The sequence below is a fragment of the Campylobacter sp. RM12647 genome, from assembly GCF_020138135.1.
Classification (GTDB): Bacteria; Campylobacterota; Campylobacteria; order Campylobacterales; family Campylobacteraceae; genus Campylobacter_E.
In genome coordinates, this window is sequence record NZ_JACGAS010000024.1 from 1 (window position 1) to 26,056 (window position 26,056).

At 27.7% G+C, this 26,056-nt stretch carries 26 protein-coding genes and 1 pseudogene; 8 read left to right on the top strand and 19 right to left on the bottom strand.

What is annotated here, in order from left to right; all coding sequences use genetic code 11:
- Positions 1 to 536: 536 nt before the first annotated feature.
- The 15 genes and pseudogenes from AVBRAN12647_RS08015 to AVBRAN12647_RS08085 form a co-directional block, all read right to left on the bottom strand.
- Entirely contained in the window at positions 537 to 1,502 is a 966-nt protein-coding gene (locus AVBRAN12647_RS08015; RefSeq protein ID WP_336614993.1) for a hypothetical protein, read from the bottom strand.
- A 64-nt stretch (positions 1,503 to 1,566) separates the two neighbouring features.
- Complete coding sequence (locus AVBRAN12647_RS08020) at positions 1,567 to 2,574, bottom strand: hypothetical protein (protein WP_214120485.1); 1,008 nt, start codon at positions 2,572 to 2,574, stop codon at positions 1,567 to 1,569.
- A 329-nt stretch (positions 2,575 to 2,903) separates the two neighbouring features.
- Positions 2,904 to 3,824 (bottom strand): hypothetical protein, encoded by a 921-nt coding sequence (locus AVBRAN12647_RS08025; protein WP_336607603.1) that lies wholly within the window; start codon positions 3,822 to 3,824, stop codon positions 2,904 to 2,906.
- Positions 3,825 to 4,205: 381 nt separating this feature from the next.
- Positions 4,206 to 4,397: a hypothetical protein gene (locus AVBRAN12647_RS08030; protein WP_214118591.1), complete on the bottom strand. Its 192-nt coding sequence runs from the start codon at positions 4,395 to 4,397 to the stop codon at positions 4,206 to 4,208.
- Positions 4,394 to 6,220 carry an RNA polymerase sigma factor RpoD gene (gene rpoD, locus AVBRAN12647_RS08035; RefSeq protein ID WP_214118593.1) on the bottom strand — a complete coding sequence of 609 codons (1,827 nt, stop codon included), beginning with the start codon at positions 6,218 to 6,220 and terminating at the stop codon, positions 4,394 to 4,396. The genes AVBRAN12647_RS08030 and rpoD overlap by 4 nt, the downstream gene beginning before the upstream one ends.
- A gap of 64 nt (positions 6,221 to 6,284) precedes the next feature.
- Positions 6,285 to 6,911 carry a uracil-DNA glycosylase gene (locus AVBRAN12647_RS08040; RefSeq protein WP_214118595.1) on the bottom strand — a complete coding sequence of 209 codons (627 nt, stop codon included), beginning with the start codon at positions 6,909 to 6,911 and terminating at the stop codon, positions 6,285 to 6,287.
- Complete coding sequence (locus AVBRAN12647_RS08045; protein WP_214118597.1) at positions 6,892 to 7,413, bottom strand: ribonuclease HII; 522 nt, start codon at positions 7,411 to 7,413, stop codon at positions 6,892 to 6,894. Before AVBRAN12647_RS08045 ends, AVBRAN12647_RS08040 begins: the two co-directional genes overlap by 20 nt.
- Positions 7,400 to 8,452 (bottom strand): hypothetical protein, encoded by a 1,053-nt coding sequence (locus AVBRAN12647_RS08050; RefSeq protein WP_336612714.1) that lies wholly within the window; start codon positions 8,450 to 8,452, stop codon positions 7,400 to 7,402. Before AVBRAN12647_RS08050 ends, AVBRAN12647_RS08045 begins: the two co-directional genes overlap by 14 nt.
- A complete protein-coding gene (gene pckA, locus AVBRAN12647_RS08055; protein WP_214118600.1) occupies positions 8,449 to 10,008 on the bottom strand; it encodes a phosphoenolpyruvate carboxykinase (ATP) in 1,560 nt (519 codons plus the stop codon). The genes AVBRAN12647_RS08050 and pckA overlap by 4 nt, the downstream gene beginning before the upstream one ends.
- A gap of 32 nt (positions 10,009 to 10,040) precedes the next feature.
- Positions 10,041 to 11,363: pseudogene (locus AVBRAN12647_RS08060) on the bottom strand (sodium-dependent transporter); the annotation flags it as partial.
- A 394-nt stretch (positions 11,364 to 11,757) separates the two neighbouring features.
- Positions 11,758 to 12,510 carry a UDP-N-acetylmuramate dehydrogenase gene (locus tag AVBRAN12647_RS08065; RefSeq protein ID WP_214118603.1) on the bottom strand — a complete coding sequence of 251 codons (753 nt, stop codon included), beginning with the start codon at positions 12,508 to 12,510 and terminating at the stop codon, positions 11,758 to 11,760.
- Complete coding sequence (locus AVBRAN12647_RS08070; protein ID WP_214120447.1) at positions 12,500 to 12,769, bottom strand: hypothetical protein; 270 nt, start codon at positions 12,767 to 12,769, stop codon at positions 12,500 to 12,502. Before AVBRAN12647_RS08070 ends, AVBRAN12647_RS08065 begins: the two co-directional genes overlap by 11 nt.
- Positions 12,769 to 13,974: a phosphopyruvate hydratase gene (gene eno / locus AVBRAN12647_RS08075; RefSeq protein WP_214118607.1), complete on the bottom strand. Its 1,206-nt coding sequence runs from the start codon at positions 13,972 to 13,974 to the stop codon at positions 12,769 to 12,771. The genes AVBRAN12647_RS08070 and eno overlap by 1 nt, the downstream gene beginning before the upstream one ends.
- On the bottom strand, positions 13,952 to 15,007 hold the full coding sequence (gene recA, locus AVBRAN12647_RS08080) for a recombinase RecA (protein ID WP_214120448.1): 1,056 nt from the start codon (positions 15,005 to 15,007) through the stop codon (positions 13,952 to 13,954). Before recA ends, eno begins: the two co-directional genes overlap by 23 nt.
- Before the next feature lie 13 nt (positions 15,008 to 15,020).
- Positions 15,021 to 16,190: an MFS transporter gene (locus AVBRAN12647_RS08085; RefSeq protein WP_214118611.1), complete on the bottom strand. Its 1,170-nt coding sequence runs from the start codon at positions 16,188 to 16,190 to the stop codon at positions 15,021 to 15,023.
- A 63-nt stretch (positions 16,191 to 16,253) separates the two neighbouring features.
- Here AVBRAN12647_RS08085 and thyX point away from each other — a divergent pair, with 63 nt between their 5' ends.
- The 3 genes from thyX to AVBRAN12647_RS08100 are packed head-to-tail and all read left to right on the top strand — an operon-like array spanning position 16,254 to position 18,245.
- The gene (gene thyX / locus AVBRAN12647_RS08090; RefSeq protein WP_336614994.1) at positions 16,254 to 16,877 is read left to right on the top strand and encodes an FAD-dependent thymidylate synthase; all 624 of its coding nucleotides are present in this window, start codon (positions 16,254 to 16,256) and stop codon (positions 16,875 to 16,877) included.
- Positions 16,864 to 17,730 (top strand): menaquinone biosynthesis family protein, encoded by an 867-nt coding sequence (locus AVBRAN12647_RS08095; protein ID WP_336614995.1) that lies wholly within the window; start codon positions 16,864 to 16,866, stop codon positions 17,728 to 17,730. Before thyX ends, AVBRAN12647_RS08095 begins: the two co-directional genes overlap by 14 nt.
- The gene (locus tag AVBRAN12647_RS08100; protein ID WP_214118617.1) at positions 17,727 to 18,245 is read left to right on the top strand and encodes a cysteine hydrolase family protein; all 519 of its coding nucleotides are present in this window, start codon (positions 17,727 to 17,729) and stop codon (positions 18,243 to 18,245) included. The genes AVBRAN12647_RS08095 and AVBRAN12647_RS08100 overlap by 4 nt, the downstream gene beginning before the upstream one ends.
- Before the next feature lie 51 nt (positions 18,246 to 18,296).
- Here AVBRAN12647_RS08100 and AVBRAN12647_RS08105 read toward each other — a convergent pair whose 3' ends face one another.
- From AVBRAN12647_RS08105 to AVBRAN12647_RS08115, 3 genes are all read right to left on the bottom strand, one after another.
- Complete coding sequence (locus tag AVBRAN12647_RS08105; protein WP_214150211.1) at positions 18,297 to 19,343, bottom strand: hypothetical protein; 1,047 nt, start codon at positions 19,341 to 19,343, stop codon at positions 18,297 to 18,299.
- Between the two features lie 97 nt (positions 19,344 to 19,440).
- Positions 19,441 to 20,592: a hypothetical protein gene (locus AVBRAN12647_RS08110; RefSeq protein ID WP_214118621.1), complete on the bottom strand. Its 1,152-nt coding sequence runs from the start codon at positions 20,590 to 20,592 to the stop codon at positions 19,441 to 19,443.
- A gap of 7 nt (positions 20,593 to 20,599) precedes the next feature.
- Positions 20,600 to 21,691 carry an amidohydrolase gene (locus tag AVBRAN12647_RS08115; protein WP_336614996.1) on the bottom strand — a complete coding sequence of 364 codons (1,092 nt, stop codon included), beginning with the start codon at positions 21,689 to 21,691 and terminating at the stop codon, positions 20,600 to 20,602.
- A 100-nt stretch (positions 21,692 to 21,791) separates the two neighbouring features.
- On the opposite strand from AVBRAN12647_RS08115, the gene AVBRAN12647_RS08120 reads away from it, so the two are divergent.
- Entirely contained in the window at positions 21,792 to 22,454 is a 663-nt protein-coding gene (locus AVBRAN12647_RS08120) for a hypothetical protein (RefSeq protein WP_239803031.1), read from the top strand.
- Positions 22,451 to 22,915 (top strand): YjiG family protein, encoded by a 465-nt coding sequence (locus AVBRAN12647_RS08125; protein ID WP_214118626.1) that lies wholly within the window; start codon positions 22,451 to 22,453, stop codon positions 22,913 to 22,915. The genes AVBRAN12647_RS08120 and AVBRAN12647_RS08125 overlap by 4 nt, the downstream gene beginning before the upstream one ends.
- Before the next feature lie 31 nt (positions 22,916 to 22,946).
- Here AVBRAN12647_RS08125 and AVBRAN12647_RS08130 read toward each other — a convergent pair whose 3' ends face one another.
- Positions 22,947 to 23,249: a c-type cytochrome gene (locus AVBRAN12647_RS08130; RefSeq protein ID WP_214118628.1), complete on the bottom strand. Its 303-nt coding sequence runs from the start codon at positions 23,247 to 23,249 to the stop codon at positions 22,947 to 22,949.
- Positions 23,250 to 23,412: 163 nt separating this feature from the next.
- On the opposite strand from AVBRAN12647_RS08130, the gene AVBRAN12647_RS08135 reads away from it, so the two are divergent.
- The 3 genes from AVBRAN12647_RS08135 to AVBRAN12647_RS08145 form a co-directional block, all read left to right on the top strand.
- The gene (locus AVBRAN12647_RS08135; protein WP_250325869.1) at positions 23,413 to 24,087 is read left to right on the top strand and encodes a response regulator transcription factor; all 675 of its coding nucleotides are present in this window, start codon (positions 23,413 to 23,415) and stop codon (positions 24,085 to 24,087) included.
- Positions 24,077 to 25,069, top strand: coding sequence for a sensor histidine kinase (locus AVBRAN12647_RS08140; protein ID WP_336614997.1), 993 nt, complete (start codon positions 24,077 to 24,079; stop codon positions 25,067 to 25,069). The genes AVBRAN12647_RS08135 and AVBRAN12647_RS08140 overlap by 11 nt, the downstream gene beginning before the upstream one ends.
- Before the next feature lie 63 nt (positions 25,070 to 25,132).
- Positions 25,133 to 26,056, top strand: a 924-nt coding sequence (locus AVBRAN12647_RS08145; RefSeq protein ID WP_336614998.1) for a cache domain-containing protein, incomplete at its 3' end; no start/stop codon positions are given.

Below are 26,056 nucleotides of genomic sequence, written 5' to 3' on the forward strand. Positions count from 1 at the left end.
TACATTGTAATTTTGCTCTTTATTTGTCTTAATCTCAAAATTATTTTTATTTATATTATCTTTTAAATTGCTAATATCTTTAGTATTTAATTCTTTAGTTTTAACATTATCAGCCCAAGACATTGCTATATTTTTTACTTGCGAGATATCTATTTTCATAAGTTTTCCTTAATACTTTTACTAAAGTAATTTAGTAAAAGTATATTAATTTATATTTTAATATCTTGGCAATCTAGGTGGTTTCCAGCCTTCTTTTTGTGGCATTACTCTATCTCTTGCTGAAGAATTAAAAGCTGAACCCCAAGCACCTGACCAAGTAAGAAAGCTATAACCATTTGTATAACTATACCAAGAATACGCACTTGCATTCGTAATAAAACCTAAAGCTAAAATAGCTAAAACTACTTTTTCATTGAAAATCTACTTTCATTAATGATTTGAATTATTATAATTTGATTTTAATTAATACTATTATTATTTTATTTAATGTTTTGATATATTGTAACTTTTAGTAATAATTAATTAAAAATAAAAAATTACACCTTAATATCAATTAATTTTGTATCGCTTAAATCTTTTTTAAATTCTTTCGTAAAATCTATAAAATCTCCTAGCTTATCATTACTAATTAAATCTTTTAATTTATCTTCGCTTATTTTTAATTCATTACTTATATTTTGGATATTAAATTTTTGTAATATTTCTTTTTCGTTATTATCTAAAGATTGTGATTTTTTAAGTTTTGCAATTATATTATTAAGTTTAATTTGTTCTTTTAATCTCTTAAGCTCTTCTTCTGCTATATTAAATTTAATTTTTTTATGTGGAATACTCATAAAAGAGTGATTTTCATCATCATATACAATCCCAAACTCATTTATATAATCTTTATCTTCCACATTCCAATATTCACCCGCTGTAACTTTGCCATCTAAGTCTTTGTCCATATCAATTATAATATCTAATGCCTCACTTAAATCAGACTTACCTTCAATACTATGAGCTATTCTATTTGAATCATAAGTTTCATCTATATTTGTTGCCTTTAGGAAATATTCTTTATTTTTATCTTGTAATAATTCATAATTTACATTAACTAAGTCAAACAAATTCCAAGCTTCTAAAGCCGTAATTTCTCCATCATTGTCTTTATCGGCTGCAAGATAATTTCTTGTATATGCCGTATCAGCAAACCAACCCACTACATAAGACGCTGCGTCTTTATCTAAAATAATTCCTTTATTGGTATCAATGAAATTATCTTCATTAAAAAATTCTTTTAATCTATTAATATTCTTGTCACTAAGTTTTACTCCGATATTATCTTTATCAAGTCTAAAAAATACATTGTAATCTTGCTCTTTATTTGTCTTAAAGCTAAAAGAATTTGAATTAATACTTGCATTTAATTTATTTATATCAAGAGTGTTTAATTCTTTAATTTTTATATCACTTTTCCTAGCAATAGCAGTATTTTTTACTTGCGAGATATCTATTTTCATAAAGTTCCTTAATGTTTATTACCCTAAACTAGCCCATTTTATTACAAAGAATTTAAATTAGAAATTAAGCTTTTATATCAAGTAATTTTGTTTCACTAAGAGTTATTGCAAAATTTCCACTAAAATTTACAAAATCATCTAATTTATTTTCACTTGCTAGGCTTTCTACTTTATCAGGACTTATATTTAGTTTATCACTTATAATCTGTTTTAATTTAAATTCGCTCTCATAAGGTGCAGGGTCAATTCCTAGTTGAATTAATACATCTTTATCACTTTGGTCTAACTTATCAACCCCAAGCTTTTTAATCTTTGCTATTACTTCAGTTAATTTTTCTTCAGCTTTTTCGGCAAGCTGCCTAGAATGCTTAGTAAGTCCATTTATCAAATCATCAAGGCTAATTGCAGGAGCACTAGAACCACTTTCGCTCATAAAATCTTCAAAATATCCCTTTTCACCTACATCCATAAACTCACCAAATGTAATAATACCATCAAGATTTTTATCATCTTTTATAGCATCATTGATAGAATTTGAAATATCTGAATAATAACCATCATTTTTTGGTAAAAAATCACTTTTCTTATAAGTTTTCGTAATAGAATTTGAAACTATATATTTTTCTTTGGTTTTTTCATCGCTTATGAGAACTGCATCTTCATCAAATCCACTTAATGTATTCCTTGCTTCTTTGTGAGTTAATTCTCCGTTATTGTCAATATCTGATTCAAGAAATTTTTGTTTATATGCAATATCACTAAACCATCCAGCGACATAAGAAGCTGCATCTTTATCTAAAATAATTCCTTTATTAGTTTTAATGAAATTATCTTCATCAAAAAAATCTTTTAATTTTTCAATACTAGCTTCATTTAATTTCACTCCAATGTTTTCATTACCAAATTTAAAATAAGTATTATAATCTTGTGCTCTATTTGTTTTAACGCTAAAAGAATTGCTCTTTATACTAGCATTTATACTTGCTAGTTCTTGTGTGCTTAACTCTTTTTTAGCAATATTATCTTGCCACATGATTGGAGTGTTAGAAGTATTGTTAATATAGTGTTTCATAAATAATCCTTAATGTTTATTACTTTAATTAAATATTTAAAAACATAACGGCAATAAAGTCTGCCGTTAAATCAATAATTCATACACATATACTTGCGATATTTATAGCTATAACCACAATTAATTGGTCTTTAATATCTTTTAGAATACTTACAAAAAAGCTATCTTAAAATACCAAAACTTATGATACGAACTAGTATTTTTGTGAAATTAAATATATTAAAATTGATTTGAATTATTATAATTTGATTTTATTTAATACTATTACTATTTTATTTAATATCTTGATAAATTGTAACTTTTAGTAACATTAAATTAAAAAAAATATTTTAAACCTTAATGTTAATTAATTTTATATTATTTAATTCTTCTAAAAAGTCTTTAGTAAAATCTATAAAATCATCTAATTTATTATTTTTAACCAATTCATTTATTTTATCTTCACCTATTATATTTATTAGATTAATTTCTATATTTAAAGAATTTAAGATTTTTTTCTCATCTTCACTAAGCTTACTATAATCATCATTATTTATTTTTATAAGAGCATTGGCTAAATCGCTTTGTCTTTTGATATCTTCTTGAGTTGCTTTAGCAATGCTTTGTTGCAATTTATTTTTATCAATATTATTCATAATTATTTCTACTACATAATTAATCCCAGCTACTCCGTTTTTCTCCAGACCTGTTATTGCTAAATCATAATTTTTATCATCTTGAATATAATAATTCATCATATTACTAATACTTGTATAATTTTGCAATTCTCCTAAAAGCTCCAGACAATCTATATCAGTTTTACTAATATTAGTAAAAACATTGCTATTTGGAAATTGAAGTTTTATATCTAACATTTCAGTTTTATTTAAAACACCATTTTTATTAATATCTGCATTTAAATAGTTTTGCTTAAAAGCAACATAATTAAACCAAGAACCAACATAAGAAGCAGCGTCTTTTTGCAAAATCAATTTATCATCAAAATATTTAAAATTATCTTCATTAAAAAATTCTTGTAATTTTTCACGATTTTTATTGCTTAAATCAAATCCTATTGTTTTTTGATTAAAAGAAAAATAAGTATTATAAAAATCATTTTTATTAGTTTTATACTCGGTATTATATATGCTTTTTACATCAGTAGCCTTTACTTGCTCTGCTTGATTAAAAACAACCTGGTTTAAAGCTCTAATATCTTTACACACAACATTCAAAATAGGCTTAGTAATATTAGTATTTGATAATCTCATTTAAACAACCTATAAATATATTCAAATAAATTAATATTATTTATAAAATAATTTTTGCATTATAACTCAAGCTTTATAAAATTATTAATATTATTTTATGATTTATAATTATATTGTTTCGTTTAGTAATAAAAAATATTTAATTTTTAACCCCTAGCAATGTTAGAAATGTTTTAGAATATATCTTATAGCTATATTAAATTGATTGTTAATATTCAAATCAGCACTGAAAATTCTTTCATAACCTAGATTTAATCTCAAATCGTTATTTAGATTATAATCTTAACTAATATTAAAATAAAATTGATTGTTTTTTTGCTTTGTAAATTCTAAGCTATAAAAAGGCTTTTTAATAATAATTTTTAAAAAGCCTTTTGAAATTCAAATCTCTTTGCCTAATTTAAAGCCAAGTTCTTCTAAGCATTTGCTAAGATAATCTTTATCATCGCAATCAATGATAATTGTTTTTAAATCATCACTAAAAGTAATATTATTAAACTCATCTTCTAAATTATCTTTAATTTTTTTAACACAATGAGAGCAATTTACATTAAATATTTCATATTTTTTCACGAACTTGCTCCTTTTAATTGTTTTCCGTATTTAGGGAATTTAAGTTTTTTAATAGCTGTGCTTTCTATTTGTCTTACACGCTCACGAGTGATTTTTAACTCACTTCCTATCTCTTCAAGAGTTCTATCACTCTCATCATCAGTTAGTCCAAAACGAAGTTTAATAACGGTTTTTTCCCTTTCATTAAGTTGCTCTAAAACTCCATTTATTTGCTCTTTTAAATCTTCTTTTAAAATATGCTCAAGCGGACTAATGCTACTTCTATCTTCTACGCTATCACCAAATCTTCCATCATCATCACTTCCAACAGGTGCGTCAAGACTTACAGGTTCTTTTGCTATTTTCATAACTTGCTTAACCTTATCTTCACTCATACCGATTTCTTTAGCAATTTCATCAATTGTAGGCTCTTTTCCACATTCTTGAACACGCTTTTTACTAAATTTATTAATCTTATTAATCGTATCAATCATATGGATTGGAATTCTAATTGTCCTTGCCTGATCAGCTACCGCACGGCTAATTGCTTGTCTAATCCACCAAGTAGCATAAGTTGAGAATTTATATCCACGCTTATATTCAAACTTATCAACCGCTTTCATAAGACCGATATTTCCTTCTTGAATAAGGTCAAGAAATGCTAAACCACGATTAGTATAGCGTTTAGCAATACTTACAACTAATCTTAAGTTTGACCTAGCCATCTTACCTTTTGCAGTATCGCTAATATTTTTACCACGCTTGATTTGCTCTAAAATCTCTTTTAATCTTTCTTTATCCATATCAAAGCAATTTTCACTAGCTTCTTTTGTCTGGAATAGCTTTTTAATCTCCATATAAGTACTAACCATAGTATTTTCTAAAGCTAATTCTGTGATTTCTTCTTTACTTAAATTGGTAATATTATCTAAGATTTTTTTATGTCTTTCTTTTAATTCATCACTAAACATAGGCAAACGATATTCTAAGCGTTTTAATTCTTTATCAAAATCTACATCACTTTTTAAAACCGTTTCCATAGATTTTACGATTTCATTAATTAGTTTAGAAGTTGGCCCTAAAGCTAATAATTTTTCTTTTAAAATATTCTTTTTGAAAGCAATATTTATATGATTTTGCAATTCATCTTTGCTAAGTTGCTCTTTGTGTGAGCTTTTTAACCATTCTTTTTTTGCCTTTTCTAAAGCTTTAAAGCTTTCAATTACTTTAATTGCTCTTTTATCTTCCTTTAAAGATTTTACAGGCTTTCTTTCTTCATCGCTATCATCTAATTCATCTTCTTCTAAATCTTCTTCATTTTCATCTTCATCATTATCAAAATTCTTAAACAATTCTTTCACACGACGCTCGCGATTAATTAAAGCATCTTTATAGTCTAATATGAAATCAATTAGATAAGGAACGCTACAAAAAGCGTCAATTATAATATCTTCGCCAAGTTCAATTCTTTTGCTTATTTCAACTTCTTCTTCTTTGCTAAGCAAATCAATCTGCCCCATCTCTCTTAAATACATTCTAACAGGGCTTTCACTTCTACTAATTTCGCTTAAATCATAATCTTTGCTTAAATCGCCTTCTAATTCATTTTCTCTTAATAATTCTCTTTGTTTTGCTCTTTCTTTTGCTTCTTTTAGATTTCTCATTTTAGCAATTTCTGCCGAGCTTAGAAGATTTACATTATATTCTTTTACTAAATTCTTAATAGTCTTTATATTTGCTGCTGTTGGAGCTTTTTTAAATAACTTAACTATCATCTCATAAGTTAAATAATCATCTGTATTGTCCTTAAACAAAACCTCTAATTCTTTATCTAAATCTGCCATTTTTGCTCCTTTTTGAAAAAACTTACATTATACAAAAGATTAATAAATTAAGCATTATTAAAAACTATTCTAACCAATTAATTAGGCTTTTATTTTTTGATTTTAAGTATTCATTACATTTTAAAAAATGTTGATTGTTAAAAAATTTACCCCTTGCAAGTGGGCTTGGATGAGCCGAGCTTAATATTAAATGCCTTTTAGTATCAATATATTTTGCATAATTATTTGCAAAACTCCCCCACAACATAAAGACTAAATTATCATAATCATTATTAATTCTTTGTATAACATAAAGGAAAAAATCTTCCCATAAATGCTTGTGAGAATTAGGTTTGCTCTTTTGCACGCTTAAACTTGCATTTAATAATGCCACGCCTTGTCTTGCTAAATAGCTCAAATCACTTTGTAAAAATACAGCTTCATTTGGATAATCATTTAAGATTTCTTTAAAAATATTTCTTAAACTAGGTGGAATTTTAATACTAGATGAAAACGCTAAACCATCAGCACTTCCATCGTGATATGGGTCTTGTCCTATAATCACTACTTTTGGAATTTCACATAATTTAAAGGCTTTAAATAAATCCTTTTTTTGTGGATAAATTATATTATTTTCATATTCGTAATCTAAAGCCTTTAAAAGCTCTTTACCCTTAGCAGTAGCTAAATAATCATCTACTATATTTAGCACAAAAGCTCCTTCTATGTAATAAACTTAAGCCGTGAATTTTAATAGCTTCTATGTGAGCTTTGGTTCCATAGCCTTTATGAGATTTAAAATCATATAAATTATCATCTAAATTAGCCATAAAATTATCCCTACTAACCTTAGCTAAAATACTAGCAGCCATAACGCAAGGCTCTATCTCATCAGCATTTATTAGAGTTTTTATACCCATTCCATAATCAGTATTACCATCAAATAATAATTCATCTTTTTCAAAATGCTCTATAATTTCTCCTAAAGCTTTTTGATAAGCCGCTCTAATTCCATTTAAATCTATATATTCATTATCAACAAAAACTACTAAATAATCAGAGTTTTGTTTAATTATCTCATACAAATTCTCACGCTTTTTTGCACTTAGTTTTTTACTATCATTTAATTCGTTTATATTTATTTTTAGCTTACAAGCTGCAAGCACTAATGGACCTGCAAACGCTCCACGCCCAGCTTCGTCAATCCCAATCATTTAATTCCTTTGAAATTAGCCAAGTATTTAAAGTAAGTCCTATAAATCTAATTTCATCATTAACGAAATTAAATTGCTCGTTTAATGATAAAACTAAGATATTTTTAAGCTCTAATTCTTTGGCTTTTTTGCTTAATTTTTTGCTTTTTAGTTTTATAAAATCTTTATTAGTAAAAGCTTCGCATAGTATTCCTAAACTAGCCGAACTAATAATAAAATTTATATCATCATCATAAAAAATCTCATCATAAACCATCAAAAGTTCATTAGCTATTAAATTCTCATAAGTTTTAGAAAAATCCTTTTTAAAACTAAGTGAGTTTTTCATTGAAAAATCATAAAAATAAGGCTTTTTTAGATTTTTTTTAATATGTTTTACCCAATGCAATAAAAATCTATCTTCTAAAGAATAAACGCATTTAAAAAAATCATTTTTTGCTATTTTTTTATGTTTTAAAAACTCACTAAAAAGACTTAAAATACTTGTTTGAACGCCTATTTTTAAAGCTAATTCTTTAAGAGTGATTATTTCGTTTTCGCTTAAATGCTGTTTTAAAATAGCTTGAGTATTTAAAGCAGCATTAAGTGGGTCTAAATCCACATTAGCAGGATTTTGCCCTAATAATAAATAATTTGATAAATGCTCGCTAGGGCTATAATTTTTCTTTGAAAATGAAATAAATTCTTCATAATCTAAAAAATTAAGCCTTATTTTAATAAAGTCTTTATAAGAATAATTTTTATTAGAGCTTAATATATAACAACGCTCTAAATTTCCTAATTCAAATTCTAAAAAAGGCTCATTTATTATTAGATTTTTGATTTTATTTTTTTCTATGAAGCTTTTAAAATCAGCATTTATAAATCTTAAATCACTCATATTAATATAAGTAAATTCATCTAAATTATAAAATGCTAAAGATTTTTTACCACTAGAAATTGCCCCATAAATTAGGGCAAATCGTGGTAAGGTATCTAGTTTTCTTGGTTTTAAACCATCTTTGTTTATTTTAAATTGTAAAAAACTATCTAGGCTCATAGCTTAGGACTAGCGTCTAAAAACTCATTAGCCTTATCGCCGTATCTTTTGAAATTCTCTATAAACATTTTTGCTAATTTATCTCTTGTAGCTATGAAATCAGCTTCATTTTCCCAAGTTTTAATAGGATTTAATAATCTTTCATCAACTCCATCTAAACTCTTTGGAACTGCTAAATTAAATACATCATAATTGTAATATTCACAATTTTGAATAGAGCCATCTAAAATAGCGTTAATGCAAGACCTAGTTGCTTTTATACTCATTCTTTTACCAACACCATAACTTCCACCGCTCCAACCGGTATTTACTAAATATACATTTACATTGTGTTTTTTAATCTTTTCGCCCAATAATTTCGCATAAACACTAGGACTAAGCGGCATAAATGGTTCGCCAAAACAAGCAGAAAATGTAGCAACAGGCTCTTTTATACCACGCTCAGTTCCTGCAACTTTTGCAGTATATCCACTTAAAAAATAATACATTGCTTGAGTGTTGTTTAGTTTTGATACAGGAGGTAAAACGCCAAAAGCATCAGCACATAAGAAAATTATATTAGATGGATGACCTGCTTTTAAGCTTGGTTCGTGATTTTCAATATGCTCTATTGGATAGCTTACACGAGTGTTTTCTGTCTTACTAGCATCACAAAAATCAACTTCTTTAGTGCAAGTTATAACTACATTTTCAAGTAAAGCATTTCTCTTAATCGCTGCGTAAATTTCAGGCTCACTATTTGGGTCAAGATTAATACATTTTGCATAGCAACCTCCTTCGTAGTTAAACACACCATTATCATCCCAACCATGCTCATCATCACCTATTAAAGCACGATTTGCGTCTGTGCTAAGAGTAGTTTTACCTGTGCCACTAAGACCAAAGAATAAGCAAACATCTCCATCTTTACCAACATTCGCACTACAATGCATACTCATCTTACCTTGTAAAGGCAGCCAGTAATTCATCATAGAAAACACACCTTTTTTCATCTCGCCACCATACCAAGTGCCAAGAATTAATCCTATGTTATTTTCTATATCAAATCCTACGAATACATCGCTATTTAAATCTTGATATTTATACATTTCATTTTTTAATTTGCACGCATTTATGATTACAAAATCAGGTTTGAAGTCTTTAAGTTCTTCATCACTTGGGCGAATAAACATATTTTTAACAAAATGTGCTTGCCACGCAATTTCTGTTATAAATCTTATTTTTTTTCTACTATCAAGACTAGCTCCACAAAATACATCCATAACATAAAGCTTTTTGCCATTTAAATATTCTTTTGCTCTTCTTAAATTATCATCAAAAATATCTTTAGTGCAAGCTCTATTTACATTGCCCCACGCTATATTTTCACTTGATGGATGAGAATTTACAAAATACTTATCCTTAGGACTTCTACCCGTAAAAATACCTGTATCAACTGCAAATGTGTCATTTTGACAAACTTCACCTTCACGGCACTCTAACTCGTGAGCTCTTAACTCATCATAACTTAAATTGTAAAAAATCTTCTCCGGCTTTATGCCTAAATCTTCTAACATTTTTAACTCCTGTAAATAAAAATTGCCTAATTCTACTTTAAAAAACTTCCTAAGGGGTAAAAATTATTAATTAATATCAAAATTATTATAATTGGTGTTGCAAATCTTAAAAAAATAAAATAAAACTTAGTTAAATTTTTGCCAAATATAGGTAAAAAGATTTTAAAGAATGAATATCTTTTCATTAAAAATCCAGCATAAATACTAGAAAACAACACTCCTAAAGGAAGCATTATATTACTTGTGAAAAAATCTAAAGCATCAAAAGTATTAAAGCTAAGCTTATTAGCCATTCCAAGAAGAGCTAAAATACCTATTATATAAACAAAAATTCCAATAATAATCAAAGCTTTTTTTCTACTCATTTTATTTTCAAGATAAAAAGTAAATGGCTCAATCATAGAAACAGCACTCGTAATTCCTGCAAAAAATAAAGCTATAAAAAAGCTAAATGATAAAATCTCACCTAAAAAACCAAATTTTGAAAATAAAGTAGCAAGGCTAACAAATACAAGTCCTGCTCCACTCTCATTAGGATTTGCTCCGAATTTAAATACAAAAGTAAAAACAATAAGTCCCATCATAAGACCTATTAAAAGATTTATAAACACTACAAATAAACTTGATTTTAAAATATTAGTTTTTTCATCTAAACTAGCAGCATAAGTGCTAATACAACCTATCCCAAGACATAAAGTAAAAAGACTAAGTCCTAAAGCATCAAGCAAAGAATTAAGCCCTAATTTAGAAAAGTCAGGTTTAAATAAAAACTCACACGCATCTAAAAATCCATCTTGAGTAAAGCTAAAACCTAGCATTAATAAAAGTATTACAAATAATGCAGGCATTAAAATCACATTTAATTTCTCAATCCCATTAATTATCCCGCGACTAACTATATAAATAGTCATAAAAAAGCAAATGCTAAAGCAAATTATGCTAATAAATAAATTCTCGCCTATTGCATTATTAAAAAGCGCTCCTGCTTCATCTAAGGTATTAGGTAAAGAAAAACTTAAAAATATATAGTGAAATACTAAAGATAAAACCACTAAATAAAACGATAATACAAGTATGCCAGTAAGCATAAAAACTCCACCCATTTTGCATAATTTTGGCTTAAATCTAGCAAGGGTAAAATAACTTGTAGCTAAATCACTTTTAGTAATTTTTCCTAATGCAATTTCTGCTAAAAATAAAGATAAACCTAAGGTTAAACATAAGAATAAATAAAGTAAAACAAAGGCAGAACCACCATTAGTCCCAACCATTGTAGGAAATTTCCACGCATTTCCAAGTCCAACAGCACCACCCGCAAGGGCTAAAACAAAACCTACTTTAGAAAAAGTGCTCCTAGCTGAGCCAAAGTAAACTCCTCATAATAATCTCCTTTTTTAAAAAATAAGCCAAAATAATAACCTAAAAGATAGCAAAATGCAAGGAAATTAAAAATTATTTGTATATTTTTAATAAAAATATTAATTTTAATGATATTTTAGGGTTAATTGCCTAAATCAATAAGATAAAAGCTTTAAATAATTTCAAAACTAAGCAAAATAGAATAAGCCGTAAATGTCAATAAACCTACTAAAATCAATACAAATATGATAATTTTGAAAATATTCAAAACAAATTCCTTAGAATATAAATAATTTATTAAATTTTTAAATTGATAATGATTATAATACCCCCCCCCATTAACAAAAGTAAATAAATTAAAAATTTTTTGAAATATTTTTATATTGGAATTTAATTTAAAATAAGAACTTCAGGTTCTAAAAGTATGTTAAATTGCTTCAAAACCTCATCTTGTGCTAGATTTATCAAATACAATGCGTCTTCAAAACTAGCTTTATTAAAATTTATTAAGAAATTTGCGTGCATTTCGCTAATCTTTGCACCGCCTTTTACCTTGCCTTTAAGCCCTGCTTTATCAATTAACGCTCCTGCACTAAAGCCTTGTGGGTTTTTAAAAATACTACCAAAACTAGCACCTTTTGGCTGATTTTCTCGCATTTTGCTAAATTGCTCTACTAATTCAAGGCTAAAACCTTTGTTTAATCTAAGCCTAATAGCATAAATTGTGCCTTTTATATCACTATTTCTATAAGTAAAATTTGGCTTAATCCATTCATTATCAACATTTACTTCTAAAATATAATTTTTTATTTCAAATTCTTTCATCCCTGCATTCATTTTAGTAATGCCGCCCATTTGTCCTGGTAGGTGTGATAAGAATTCTAAACCTGTTAGATTGTTTTTCTTACAATAATTAAATAATTTATATGAGCTAGTTCTAGCCCCTATTTCTAAATAATCATTATATTCTTTAATATATTCGTATTTTTTGCCTAAAATTGCAAGATTTTTAGGCTGATTGATTAGCAAATTACTAGCATTTCCAATGACTAAATAATCGTGTTTAATCATCTCATCAATTACTTTTACTTCACAATTTGCGCCGATTTTTACGCTTGAGTATTTTGAAAAATCAATTATCATAATCGCCTTGAATGCTTAGCAATTCAAAATAATCTTTTTGCAATTGTGCATTGGTTTTATTAAGCTCGTATATTTGATTTTTTAGCTTTTCTATCCTTGTATCTAGCATCATAGTTGTCTCTATTGATGATTTAGAAAACAATATCGCAAAAAGCCCAAAAAATAAAATAAATACATAAAGGGCAATTTCTAAAATGCCCTTTGTAAAAATCTTTAAATTAGACTTTTTATAATTATGATTGTCTAATAATTCTTGCATTAAAATCCTGCTTCAATTTCAAGCAATCTATTATATTTAGCTGTTCTTTCTCCCCTTGCAGGAGCACCTGTTTTAATATACTTGCAAACTAATGAAAAATCAGCTATGAAATTATCTTCACTCTCCCCACTTCTATGGCTCATTATAGTATTGTAGCCATTTGCGTGAGCTAGTTTAATAGCGTCTATTGTTTGAGAAATTGAGCCGATTTGATTAGGCTTGATTAAAATCGCATTTGCCATACCTTCATCAATGCCTTTTTGTAATAATTTAACATTAGTTACAAATAAATCATCTCCTACTAATTGTGTTCTTGAGCCGATTTTTTTAGTTAAATTAACCCAGCCTTCATAATCTTGCTCTGCAAGTGCATCTTCTATGCTTAAAATAGGATATTTTAATAATTTTTCATACTCATTAATCATCTCATCGCTGCTTAGCTTTTTGCCCTCATAATCATATTTTCCATCACTATAAAGCTCACTTGCTGCAACATCTAATGCTAGATTGATTTTGCCACTAAAACCTGCTTTATTAATAGCTTCTAGCAATAATTCAATAGCTTCTTCATTGCTTCTTAAATTAGGTGCAAATCCACCTTCATCTCCTAATGCTGTGCTTAAGCCTTTTTTCTTTAAAATATCTTTTAAAGTATGATAAGTAATTGCACTTGAGAATAATTTTTCTTTAAAAGTATCAAAACCTGTTGGAAGTAACATAAACTCTTGAATATCTATATTATTATCAGCATGAGCTCCACCATTTAATACATTTAGCATAGGTGTAGGAAGTGCGTTAAACTCTCCACATAAATATCTATATAATGGTAAATTACTAGCATTTGCTCCTGCTTTTGCAACTGCCATTGAAATTCCTAAAACTGCATTAGCACCTAAGCTAGAATAATTACTCGTGCCATCAACTGCTAATAAATGCTCATCAATTTCTCTTTGATTAAATACGCATTTGCCTATAAGTCCAGCTGCAACATGCTTAGCATTATTTACTGCTTTACTTACGCTTTTACCGAAGAAATAGCTCCCACCATCTCTTAATTCTAAAGCTTCATTAATCCCTGTGCTAGCACCACTTGGAACTATTGCTTCACCACTAATACCATTTTCTAAAACTACCTTAACCTTAACGCTAGGATTACCCCTACTATCTAGCACTTCAAGTGCATCAATCTTCGCTATTTTCACCAACTTCTCCTTCTAATGTAATATCATCGCCTATACTAGCTTTAATTTTTTCTGCAATTTCATTTGCTATTTCTTTGTTTTCTTTTAAGAAAATTTTAGCATTTTCTCTACCTTGACCTAGTTTATTACCACCATAGCTAAGCCAAGCACCACTTTTATCTACAATATCAAGCTTAATACCATAATCAATTAATTCGCCTTCGTAGCTAATGCCTTCTCCATACATAATATCAAATTCTGCTGTTTTAAATGGAGGTGCAACTTTATTTTTAACTATTTTTGCTTTTGTTCTATTTCCAATAGGCTCTTCGCCTTGTTTTAATGTAGCGGTTTTTCTAATATCAATTCTTACACTTGCATAGAACTTAAGTGCATTTCCACCCGTTGTTGTCTCTGGACTTCCATAACCTGTTTGACCTATTTTCATACGAATTTGATTTATGAAAATTACCATTGAGTTCATCTTGCTAACTACTGAAGTAAGTTTTCTTAAAGCTTGGCTCATAAGTCTTGCTTGAAGACCTACATGAGTATCTCCCATCTCTCCATCAATTTCAGCCTTAGGAGTAAGTGCAGCAACACTATCTACTACTATAAGCTCTACCGCTCCACTACTTGCTAAGCGTTCTACAATCTCTAATGCTTCTTCTCCGCAACTTGGTTGAGATACTAAAACATCATCAATATTTACGCCTAAATTCTTAGCATACACAGGGTCAAGTGCGTGTTCAGCGTCAATAAAAGCACAAGTATAACCCATCTTTTGAGCTTGAGCTACGATTTGAAGTGTTAGCGTTGTCTTACCACTACTTTCTGGCCCATAAATCTCTACTATTCTTCCTTTAGGAACTCCACCAATTCCAAGTGCAATATCTAGCCCAAGTGAGCCTGTAGAAATTGGCTCAGCCTTTATTATAGGCTTATCTCCAAATCTAACAATAGCACCTTCTCCACAAGCTTTATTAATGCCTTTTAATGCAGCTTCAAGGGCTTTTGCCTTATCTTCAATTACTGCTGTTTCTTTTGCTTTTGCCATACCTTTCCTTTTTTTAATTTCTTAATTTGATTTTTAACCTAAGATTATAAATAAATAAGAATATTGCAATAAACATAGCTATTAAAAATGCGTCTCTTGGATGATGAAGATTGAAAATATGTTCTAATAATTCATCTATTAATGGACTAGAAAATTGTCCGCTAAATGTCGCAATACTAGCTAATGCCATATTTGTAGCTAGGTTTTGTTTTTTACTTCTAGTGCTAATTTGTGAAAACAAAAATGGTAAGCTAAAGCCAACTGCAAGACCATTTAAAATAGCTGCAATTATTCCTATTATTAGCATTAAATTAATTCCTGCGATTTCTATATGTTCGCTAAATCTTATAGCAAAAAGTAAAAAGGCTAAAATATAAATAAATGCTCCTAAGATTTTGATTTTTGTTCTAATTTTTTTAACAACTTTATGTAAATTCATAGAAGCAATTGCACCAAACAAGCCATTAAATCCCATAATTACACCAATAAAACTTGCGCTAATAATTTGCTCTTTTTGATAAATTATTGAAAAATTATTCGTAAAATTAAAAAACAAAACTTGGACTAAAAATAAATTAATATAAATTCCACTAAGATTTTTTATATTTCTTAAATCTATTTTCTTTTTCTTCTCCGCTATTTTTATATTAGGTAAAAAAATCATATTTAAAACAAATAAAACCAAAGCAAAAAGATATATTAAAAAGCTATATTGCCAAGAAATTGACGCTAAAAAGCCAGAAAAACTAACGGTAATAACTGCTCCTAATTGATTACACATTGCACTAAGTCCCATTAGTTTTCCTTGCTCTTCTTTTTTAAATAAAAAGCCAAGTAAAGAAACACTTAATGGCATTAAAAAGCCAGTGCCTAAGCCTAAAATCGCTCTAAACACCAAAACCTGAATTATGTCATCTAAGAAAAACGGAGCAACCCCGCCAACTATAAACAATATAAAACCTATAAAAGCAAGTTGCTTAACGCTTAAATAATTTGCTAATTTTGCAAAAATTAAGCTTGAAAAGATAATAAAAAGTGAAGGTAAAGTAATAATTAATTTAATAAGTAATTCACTATCATTTGAAAAATGCTTAGCAATAAGTCCTAAAGCAGGTGCAACGGCAGCTCCACCTGTAACGGTTGCTAAGGAAATACTTAAAATTGAGATTTTTAGCATATTCATTGAAGTTTCCTTAAGATTTATATAAAAAAACTATAATGAAAAAAATCAAATTAAAGGCAAATAATGAGAATTACACTACTTAATTACACCCCACTAAATATCTGTTCTCACGCTATGAGAACTTGTTGGCAAAGCTTTGATAAAGGCGATAACGGAGGAGAAAAAGACTGCGAACTAATAAATCGTATCGGAAATATTTATAAGCATTCTAGCACGCTTGAACATTTAAATTATAATTTTTATATTCAAGGCATTTCAAGAGCTTGTTTGCAAGAATTAGCAAGACATCGCCACGCAAGTTTATCAGTAAAAAGCACTAGATATACTCTAAAAGAACTAAGAAATGAAAGTGAGTTTAAGGAATTTGATTTTGCTAATGCACAAAAATATATTGTGCTAACTGGAAATCGCTTGGTTGATAATGCTAGTATTTGTGCTTTAGAAAAACTAAGAATTATTTTAAATACCGAAGGAATGACACAAGATATTGCAAAATATGCCTTGCCAGAATGTTATAAAACCGAGCTTACTTGGAGTATAAATGCAAGAGCTTTACAAAATTTCTTAACTCTTAGAACTAGTAAAGCTGCACTTAAAGAGATTAGAGAGCTAGCTTACAATATCTATGAAGCTTTACCTAAAGAGCATAAATTCATTTTTAAAGGTTGTTTAAATGAAGCAAATTAGCCTAGCTCATAGCCCTGATGCTGATGATATTTTTATGTATGCGGCAATTCGCTATGGTTGGATAAGTTCGGAGTTTAATTATACTAGCGTTGCTGATGATATAGAAACGCTAAATAAAGCAAGTTTAAATAATATTTATGATGTTTGTGCAATTTCTTTTGCTGTGTATCCTAAAATTCAAAGCGAATACGCCTTGCTAAGATGTGCTACTAGTTTTGGCAATGGCTATGGTCCAAAACTCATCACTCTAAAAGATAAGATTTTAAAACCTAATTTTAAAGTGGCTTTAAGTGGGGAAAATACCACAAATGCTTTAATTTTTAAACTAGCATATCCTAATGCAAGAATTACTTATATGAACTTTTTAGATATAGAAAAAGCTGTTTTAGATGGTAGTGTAGATGCTGGGGTGCTAATTCATGAGAGTATTCTTAATTTTAGTGATAAATTAAGAGTTGAGCGTGAGATTTGGGATATTTGGGCGGAGTTTTGCAAGGCTGAATGTGGCGAAGTGCTTACCTTACCACTTGGTGGAATGGCAATACGCCGCTCTTTAATGCTAAGTGATGCAATTAAAATTGAAAATGAGCTAACTCGTGCAGTAAAAGTCGCTACTCAAAATAAAGCTTTATTAAGTCGTATATTGCTTGGCAAAAACGAAGTGAGAGTAAATGAAGATGAGCTTAATAAATATCTAAGTCTTTATGCAAACGATGATAGTATTAGCCTAAAAGATGAGCAAATAAAATCACTTGAAGTATTGTTTAAATTAGGTGAGCGAGTTGGCTTTAGTCCTTGTGATGTAAGGCTTAATCTAATTCCAAACGAATATGAAAGCTTAAGAAATTCATGAAAAATCTTTTAATAATAGTAGATTTTCAAAATGATTTTGTAACAGGCTCTTTAGGATTTTTAAAAGCACAGAATTTAGAAAATATCATCTTAGAAAAATATGAAAAATATCTTAAAAACAATGATGAGATAATCTTTACTATTGATACACATAATGATGATTATTTAGACACTATAGAAGGACAAAATCTACCTATTAAACATTGTATTAAAGGCACAAATGGGATAGAAATTTATGGAAAATTAAATGAGTTTTCTAAAAATCATTTATGCTTTTATAAAAATACTTTTGGCTCAATTGAACTTGGAAATTATCTAAGCAATAAAAACTATAAAAATATTGAAATAGTTGGACTTGTAAGTAATATTTGTGTCTTATCAAATGCAGTAATTGCAAAATCTGCACTTCCTAATGCAAATATTTTTATAGATAAAAACGCAACCGCTAGTTATGATGAAGACTTGCACCAAAAGGCTTTAGATATTTTAAAAAGTCTTCATATAAATATTATTTAAAAAATACTTAATTCAAATTCTAAAATTAAATTTGAATTAAATCATATTAATTTATGCTAATTTATCTAGTGTTTTATTCTTTAGCAAATCTTTTACTATATCAGCACTATCGTGAGTAAAATCACCTAAAAACTCATCACTTTTTGCCATTTTCTCATCTATATAAGTCTTATCAACATTTAAAAAATTAGCGTAATGCTCGTTAGCTTTATCATTAGCTTTGTTAAATTGCTCTAAAAGTTGAGGATTTTGCAATGAATTTGGGTCAATGTTTAAGATTTCAAGTTTATCTAAATCAGCCTTGCTAAGTGCTTTTACTCCGTTTGTATTAATTGTGTTTTTAATCCTTGTTAGGCTTGATAGTGCGTTTGCGATTTCTTGCTTTTTCTTTGCTTCTTCATCATCAACATTAGTGCTTTTTATTTCATTTGATGCTAGATTTACATTTTGAGTGCTTGTATTTTGTGTGTTTAGGTTTTGTGGATTTTTATTAGCTGCAAATTCTTCGCTCTCACCTAAAGTTATCGTATCATCAAAATCACTATTTGATAATATTGTTTGATTTAATGCTTCATCAATATTTTTAGGCACAGAATCTAAAATCGTAGTATTATCAGCTAAAAAACGCTCAATTTTTTGATAGCTTTGATAATTTTGCGGATTTGTTCCATCTAAACTAAACTTAGCTACTACATTAAGCTCTAATAATTCATCTTTATTTAAAAAATCATTATTGTTTTTATTAGCAGCTACATATCCCCTAGCATAAGCAATATCACTAAACCAACCACTTATATATTTTTCTGCATTACCATTTAAAATAATACTGCCATCTTCACGCTTATAAAAGTCTTTGCTATCAAAATGGCTTTTTAATTTATCTAAACTCTCATCACTAATACTTGCAGAACTTATGCCATTTTTACTTTCAAAATAGATTTTATTGCCACTATTATTGCCTGTTTTTATATCATCAATTTTATTATTTTTGATATTTTCATCAATTTGTTTTAATTCGCTTTCGCTCTTTACTCCACCAAAACTCTCGCCCATTTTATGATAAGTATTATTATAAATATTAGATAAATTAACTTGCATTAAATCTCCTTTTTAAATAATTAATTTTCGTTTAATTTTATTTAATGATACTTAAAAATTTTTGAAAATTATTACAATAATTACTTATATATTTATATTAAATTTCATTCTTTAAACAAAATGAAAATTCTTTAGCAAAAAAGTTTATATTGATATTTCCTTTTTCACAAGGAGTGATTATTTTGCAATTTTGATAACAAGGCAAAATCCCATAAAATTCTAATACTTTAAAATTATCATTACGAACACTAATTTCATTAATGCCTTGTGATTTTAGCTCTTTTGCTAATTCTTTATTTAAATGATAATTTTTAGCAAAATGCTCGTTTTCATCAACAAATCTATATAAAAATGGATTAAATATCACAAATAAAAAGCTAATCACTAAAGAAATTAATACAAAAAATAATATCACATTATGTTTTGCTCTAAATTGTGGTAAATGCACTTTAAAAGAAGTTAAAAAATTAGCAATTATTAAAGGTATAGCAGGTAGTAAAAATGGTAAAAACTCGGCAATTTCTGGCTTTTGTCTAAATGATAATAATAAGCATATTATAAAAGCACTCGCACTTATACAATATAACAAGTCCTTTTTACCCTTAAAACTAATATAATAAATCGTATAGAAAAAATACAAAAATAAAGGCGGAGAAAACACAGCCGACATAATAGCAAGTGAGTCTAAAAAATATCCCCTAGGTCTGCCTGAAAAATCATATCCATACATTATAAAAGTAGCAAACATTAGTAAAATTGATAAAATTAATAACTTTGATAATCTATTAAAATAAGCATAAAAAATACAAGCAATATATAATGAAATCATAGCTTTATCAATATAAATACAAGCAATCAATACTCCATAAAATATATAAAATTGCCTTTTTATAGCAAGATATACAAGAAGTAATGAAGTAAATATAATAATTCCTGCAGGATTAATTAGTAATGCTGAAGCAAGACTTCCTGGAGTAAGATTAAAGATAATATTAGATATATAGGCGTTATTTTTAAGGTATTTAATTGATATTTTATATAGCAAAATATTGCTTAAAATATGCAAGATTATATAAGCAAATCTTATATTTTCATTGCCAAAAACACTTAAGGCAAAATTAGCAAAAAGCCCATTAAAACTATTTGAGCTAAGCTCGTTTAATTCATAAGGGCTAATACTTAAAAAGCTGTTTTGCCACAATAAAACGCATAAATCAATTAATAAAATAACGCCTAATTTATAATTCATCTAATTCCTATTTTAAATTCTCAAGCTCAAGCATTAAATTAAGCCACAATTTAACACCATTTTCTAAGGCATTTTTATTTAAACTCATTTCAGGATGATGAAGTCCAGGAGCACAATCAACTCCTAAGCCCATAAATGCTGATGGAATGCCTAGTTTAATAGGATAGAAGAAAAAGTCTTCCCCACCAGGTGTAAATTGCTCTTTGATTAAATTCTCTTCTCCTAAAGTATTGCTTATAACTTTTTCGCAAATCTTAGCTAAATCTTTGTTAATTACAGCTGCGGGAATATTAATTAAGTATTCAAAACTCACCTTAGCATCATAAGCATTTGCTATATTTGTTATGATTTTTTCAAGTTTTTCTTTCATCTCTTGCATACTATCATTATATTGAGCTCTTAAATCAAATACCAAAATAGCTTCGCTAGGAATTGAATTAGTAACCCCACTATCACATATAAATCTAGTTGCTTTTATACTACTTGGTTTATTTGGGTCTATATAAATTTTTCTCGCAGCATCAATAATGCTAACACCTACATCAATTGCGTTAATTCCTAAATGTGGTCTTGCTCCGTGAGCTGCTTTGCCTTTAATAGTAATTTTTATAGCTGAACTTGCTGCATAATACATTGAAGCTATTGCTTTAGGACTTGGGCATTCTTGAATTGGGCGAATATGCATTCCAAAAATAGAACTTAAACCTTCACAAGCTCCTAATTCTATCATCTTTAAAGCCCCACTGCCTAATTCTTCAGCAGGTTGGAATATAAATCTTATTTTGTTATTTTTAATGATATTTTGCTCTTTTGCCCTTAAAGCTGCACTAAGTAGCATAGACATATGTGCATCATGCCCGCAAGTATGCCTTGCACAAGCTTTATCATCAATTATATGACCTAAAGCATCAATATCAGCCCTAAGTCCAATTACCTTGCTACCACTTCCTAACTCCGTATAAAAACCAGTATCTCCTATATTAGTTATACTAAAACCTGCATTTTTAAGAGTAGTTTTTAAATACTCACTCGTTTTAAATTCTTTAAATCCAAGCTCTGGAATTTCGTGTAAATACTCATAATGTTTGATAACTTCCATATTAACTCCTTTAAAAAATATAAATACTAATAACTATTTCTTATTGTTTTCTTAAAAAATATTGTAGAATAAAAACTTTATTTTATTTAAAAGGAGTAGTATGCAAAAAGCTACAGAATTTGAAGTAGGAAAAGTAAAACCTAGTGCTTATCTTGCTTTAATATTTTTAATCTTATTTTTTTCAGGACTTTTAGCAGGACATGATATGCTAAAGGCTTTTGATTTTTCTACTTTAACAGGTGGTTTTGGTAAAATCCCAAAAATCTTAGATGAAGCTAATATAAAAGCTACGACCTTCATAGGAGATGGTGGAAGTGGTGCTAGAGCTGGATTTTTATTTGCATTTAGCTTAATTCCTGCTGTAATGCTTGCACTTGGAGTAATTGAAGTAATGGAGCATTATGGAGCTATTAAGGCTGCTCAAAAATTATTAAATCCTATTTTAAAACCTATTTTAGGAGTTCCTGGATTATGTGGGCTTATATTAATTACTGATTTACAAAGCACAGATGCAGGTGCTGCTATGAGTAAAGAAGCAAGGGATAAAAATTATATAAACGATAAAGATTTAGTAGTAATTTGCGCTTGGCAATATAGTGGGGCTGGTATGATTAATAACTTTTTTGCAATAGGTTCAGCATTATTAGGACATTTAGTATGCTTACCAATAATTCCACTTGTATTAATGCTAATTATGAAATTCGTAGGAGCTATTTTTGTAAGAATAGTTTTAAATACATTTTATAAAAAGGATTTTGAATGAATAATGAGAGCAAAAACCCATTAGATATTTTTATAGTAGGTGCTAAAAAAGGTTTTAATATCGCTTTATATAATCTAATTCCTAATGTTTTAATGGCTTATGTAATAGCTGAAATGTTAAAAATCTTAGGAGTTATGAAATTCTTAGGAGATTATTGTGGCGTTATTATGAATATTTTTGGCTTACCAGGAGAAGCAATTACTATACTTTTATCAGCGTGGCTTAGCACTTCGGCTGGAGTTGGAATTGCTGTTAATTTATATGCAAATGGGGTTATTGATAATATTGGCGTTAGCATAGTTTTACCTGCTATATTTTTAATGGGAGCTCAACTTCAGTATTTAGGAAGATTATTAGCTGTTGCAGGAGTTGCTAAAAAATATTGGATACTGCTAATAATAACAAGTATTTTAAATGCTTTTATTTGTATGTTTATGATGAAAATTGTTGTTAGTTTGTAAAAGAGTTCAGGATTGCTCCTGAACTTAAGAATTATTTTAAAGTTACAATATAAGCAGCTAATGCTTTCATATCATCTTCGCTAAGATTTTTAACTTGTAATTCCATAGTTTTCTTAGCTTTTCCACCAAATGTTCCTGCTTTATAACCTTGTAAAGCTTCTAAAATTGTTTTTTCATCTAAAGTATTGATGATAATTTCTGCACCTGGAGCTTTTTTCTCAGCTGCTTTACCATGACAGGCAATACATTTTTTAAATAATGTAGCTCCATCGTTAGCCATTGCTGCAGTGCTTAATAAAGATAATGCTGCCAAACTTAATAATACTTTTTTCATTTTGTCTCCTTTTTTAAAAAATGAGTGAAATTGTATTTATTTTTGATAAACAAACCAAAATTAATTTAGTATTTAGAATTTATTTAAATTAATAATTATTTTCATATTATTTTTCTTACTTATTTTTTGTAATATTTTAAATATTTTTTAATTAGGATAACTTATGCAAGATTTACCTTTGGTGTATGTTTTAGAAGATGATTTAAGCATTAATAATTTAATAAAATATGCTTTAGAAAGCAGTGGTTTTAAAGTCATTAGTTTAATTAATGCAAAAGAGCTTTTTAGCGAATTAAACAATCAAATTCCACATATTTTAGTGCTTGATATTATGCTACCTTGCGAAGATGGTTTTAGTATCCTAAAAAAAATAAAATCTAACGAAAAAACAAAAGCTATTGAAGTGATTTTGCTAAGTGCGTTAAATCAAGAAAACGATAAGGTAAAAGGTCTTGATTTAGGAGCAAGTGATTATATTACTAAGCCTTTTTCTATTTTAGAATTCCTAGCAAGAATTAGAAATATTTTAAGAAGAATTGATTGTAATAATGAAATTATTTTTAAAGATTTAAAAATTAATCTAAAAACTAGAATAGTAAGCATTAATGAAGAAGAAATAAGCCTTACTTTAAAAGAATTTGAATTACTTACAAAACTCATTAAAAACCAAAACATTTGCCTTAAAAAAGAAGATTTATTAAAAGAAATTTGGGGAGCAAATATTTCAAGTAGGACTTTAGATATACACATAAATACTTTAAGAAATAAATTAAAAGATTATGCAAAATACATAATAACAATTCGTGGAGTAGGATATAAAATAGCTTATGAGAACTAGGATATTTTTTGCTATATTTTTTGTTTCATTTTTTGTTTTGATACTATTACAAGCAGCGATTTTTAGCGTTTTTGATAATATTTATTTTATAAATCTTGATTTTAAAATAGAAATTTTTAAAACAATATTTTTAGTATTTTTACTAATAACATTACTTAGCTTAACTCTTGCATATTTTATAAGCAAAAGCATAGTAAAACCATTATACGAACTTGACATAAACGAGCTTGATAAATCATTTCAATACAATGAATTAAAGACTTTTTTATCTCAAGTAAAAGAACATAATAAACAATTTAAAAAGATAAGAGCTGAGTTTAGTGCAAATGTTACTCACGAGCTAAAAACTCCACTTACTTCAATAATGTTAAGCTCTGAAATGCTTAAAAATAATCTAGTCAAAAAAGAAGATGAAAAACAATTCATAGATACAATTTACAATCAATCAAGTGCTTTACTTGAGATGATTGATGAGATTATTAAATTATCATTTTTAGATGAAGTTAATAATTTTGAGATGACAAATGTAAATATAAGCAATGTTTTAAGTCAAATTATTAAAGAATTAGATTTTAAAATCCATGAAAAAAATATAAAAATACTTATGGATATAGATGAGTTTATATTTTTTTCCAATGAAAAACTAATAAAAACTATGCTTTATAATATAATTGATAATGCGATTAAATATAATATAGATAATGGCAAAATAATTATTAGTTTGAATATAAACAAAAAACACATAGTTTTATCTATAAAAGACACTGGTATAGGCATTAGCAAGGATATTCAAAATAGAATATATGAGAGATTTTTTAGACAAGACATAAGCAGAAACAAACAAATAAAAGGCACAGGTTTAGGACTTTCAATAGTAAAAAAGATAGCTAGAATACATAAAATTAAAATAATGTTAAATTCCGAGCTAAATAAAGGGAGTGAATTTTTACTACTATTTAAAAATACAAAACACAAAGATTAAGTTTTAATTAATTCTTAATATCTATAATCTTTCATTTAAGCAATTACTTTTAAAGGAAAATCTATGAAATTAACTAACAAAATACCACTATTAGTAAGCATTCCATTAGTTATTTGTTTTATTCTATTAGGGTTGCTAAATTATAACAGTTCTAAAAATGACGCTGTAAATTATTCTAATTTAGGTAAACAAAAAACACTTGAAGCTACAATGCTCTATGTAGATTCATATTTCTCTGGTAAGATGAATTTTTTAACAAAATTTGCTAAAGCTATTGAAGAAGTTAATATTGATACAGATGAAGATATGATTTTAAGAAGACTAAATTTATTATATTCTCCATCAGGACTTAATGCTTTATATTTTGCTAAGGTTAAAGATGGCAAAACATTCTATAAGGGTAATGAAGAAGCAGCACATATAATTAAGGATTTTGATGCTAGGGAACGTAATTGGTTTAAAGAAGCTTTAGTTGATAAAGTTGTAAATTTAAGTGACGATATTTATTATGATGATAGATTAAAGACAGTTATAGCGACAATTTATGCTCCGGTTATGCAAAATGGAAAAATTATTGGAGTAATTGGCGGAGACTTAACTCTAAAACCATTAAAAGATAGTGTATTAAAACTAAAATACTCAGCTACAAATGCGATATTTGCATTTGATACACACAATCAATTTACTTTACATATAAATCCAAAGTATGAATTAAAACAAAATCCTGTTATAGACACAATTAAACAAGAATTGTCTAAAGCACAAGATTATAACGGGTTTAAAACTATTGAATACAATTTTGAAAACCATGATAAAAATGCAGTTTGTACAACTTATGATAAATTAAATTGGACAATTTGTAGCACTAATGAAAACAAAGATTTTGATGAAAATTTAAATAATTTATTAAAACAAAACCTAACAATGTTTATCATCTCATTGCTAATAATTTCAGCTATTTTATATTTATTAATCAAGCAATCTTTA